Origin of the sequence: Kocuria sp. (assembly GCF_030536815.1) — a bacterium.
GTDB classification, from domain to species: domain Bacteria; phylum Actinomycetota; class Actinomycetes; order Actinomycetales; family Micrococcaceae; genus Kocuria; species Kocuria gwangalliensis.
This window is the reverse complement of record NZ_JAUNPE010000266.1, coordinates 1-2219: the sequence shown is the minus strand read 5'-3', so window position 1 is coordinate 2219 and position 2219 is coordinate 1. Positions and strand designations below refer to the sequence as shown.

2 protein-coding genes are annotated in these 2219 nt (G+C 68.5%); one reads left to right on the top strand and one right to left on the bottom strand.

Features of this window, described 5'->3' with window-relative positions; translation table 11 throughout:
* A partial coding sequence (locus tag Q4E95_RS13020; RefSeq protein ID WP_303383707.1) for a type I restriction-modification enzyme R subunit C-terminal domain-containing protein occupies positions 1 to 1118 on the top strand: 1118 nt, incomplete at its 5' end.
* Between the two features lie 124 nt (positions 1119 to 1242).
* On the opposite strand, the gene Q4E95_RS13015 is transcribed toward Q4E95_RS13020, so the two are convergent.
* Positions 1243 to 2219: aminotransferase class I/II-fold pyridoxal phosphate-dependent enzyme (locus Q4E95_RS13015; protein ID WP_303383706.1), on the bottom strand; the 977-nt coding region annotated here is incomplete at its 5' end.

Below are 2219 nucleotides of genomic sequence, written 5' to 3'. Positions count from 1 at the left end.
TCCGCGGCATCGACGTGCTCGCCCGGGACACCCGTGCGAGCGGGGACGATCGGCAGCTGCGCGCGGACACGGCCTCGTGGTTGCGTGAGTACGTGCGCGGCATGAACCGGGACAACGTGCTGGTGCGCCCGCAGCTGCGGCTGGTGGAACGCTACGCCCACGCGCAGGCGTGGGAGGGTCTCGGAGACACCGCCGCGCACGAGCTGATCGAGCACGTGGCCGGACTGCCGTCCTCCGAGCACGACCCGGACGTGGATGCCAAGAGCTTCGACCTGCTGGTGCTGCGTTACCAGGTGGCGCTGCTGGAAGGCGACGCGGACGCCGGGGAGGGCTACCGGCGGCGGATCCAGGAGCTGGCCGAGCAGTTGCGGGGCAAGGAGAAAGTGCCCGCGGTGCGCAAGGAACTGGAGATCTTGGACGCCGCCGCGGGGGACGAGTGGTGGCAGGACGTCACGCTGCCCATGCTCGAGGTGCTGCGCCAACGCGTGCGCGCACTGGTGAGCCTGATCGAGAAGACCAAGCGCAACCCCGTGTACACCGACTTCCAGGACACGCTGGACGCGATCACGGACGTAGAGCTGCGCCGCGAGACTCCCGGGACGAACATGGCCCGCTTCATGGACAAGGCCCGCGCGTTCCTCACGGACCGGCTGGAGCACGTGGCGATCGAACGGTTGCGGCGCAACAAGCCGCTGACCGCCCAAGACCTCGCGAGTATCGAGCGGATGATGATCGAGCACGGCGTGGGGGACCGGTCCGCACTGCGGGAAGCGGCGGAGCGCAACCAAGGGCTGGGGCTGCTGATCCGCAGGCTCGTGGGCATGGAGCGCGGCGACGTGAGCGCGCTGTTCGCCGCGTACCTCAACGACCACACGCACACCGTGGATCAGATCCGGTTCATTGAACTGGTCATCGACGAACTGACCCGCAACGGTGCCATGGAAGCGGGACGGCTGTACGAGAAGCCGTTCACGGACCTCGCCCACTCGGGCCCGGAACTATTGTTCGAGGAACGGGACGTGGATCGGATCATCGACATCTCCGCGCTCGTGCGGGATCGAGCATTCCCCACGGCCGGGCAGGGACCCGCGCCCACCGAGCCGGCGGGCGTGGCGTAGCCGCATGTGGCCGGGTGGGCACCCCCGCGGAGTCTCCGGCCACGGGGCAGGATGCCGAACAGGGCCTTAGTTTGACCGCGGGGGTGGTCACCGAAACCCGGTGACCACCCCCGCTCCCGATTCATCACTCCCGGTGGGCCACCTCCAGCGCTTGCGCCAGATCCGCCAAATGATCCTGCACGTCCTCGATCCCCACGGACAGCCGGACCAGGTCCTTGGGAACTTCGTGCGGGGTGCCCACGCGCGAAGCGTGGGTCATGCTGTGGGGCACGCACGTCAGCGACTCCACACCGCCCAGGCTCACGGACAGGTTGTACAGCTGCGTGGTCTTCACGAACGTGTGGGCTGCTGCCTCACCGCCGCGGGGCCTGAATGAAATGATGCCGCCAAAGCCACCGTTCAGGGTCAGGGTGGCCAGCTCGTGACCGGGGTGTTCCTCGAGCCCGGGGTAGAACACCTCCAGAACATCCTCCCGGTCGCGCAGCCAGCGGGCAATGGCCAACGCATTGGCGCAGTGGCGTTCCATGCGCAACGGCAGGGTCTTCAACCCGCGCGCGGCCAGGAACGAGTCGAAGGGACCGGCCACCGCACCGCCGGCAAACTGCTGGAAACCGATCAGCTCACTCAACGGCTGACCGGCCCACTCGGTGTTGCCCACCACTACGGCGCCGCCCAGAACGTCCGAGTGGCCACCGATGTACTTGGTGGTCGAATGCACCACCGCGTGCGCTCCCAGGGTCAGGGGGTTCTGCAGGGCGGGGGACGCGAACGTGTTGTCGACCACCAGAAGGGCCCCGGCGGCGTCGGCGACCTGCGCCCACGCGGCGATGTCCGCGATGCGAAGCAGCGGATTGGATGGCGTCTCCAACCACAGCACCTTGGTCTCGCCGGCGCGAACGGTCGCGGCGGCGTCGTCGGCGGAGGCGGACGGCACAAAACTGTGCGTGACACCCCACTTGGCGAGCACCTGATCGACCAAGCGGAAGGTGCCGCCGTAGACGTCCGCGGCCAACACGATGTGGTCGCCGGGCTTGAGGACCGCGCGCAACAGGGCGTCTTCGGCGGCCATGCCGGAGGCGAACGCGAACGCACGGGTGCCGC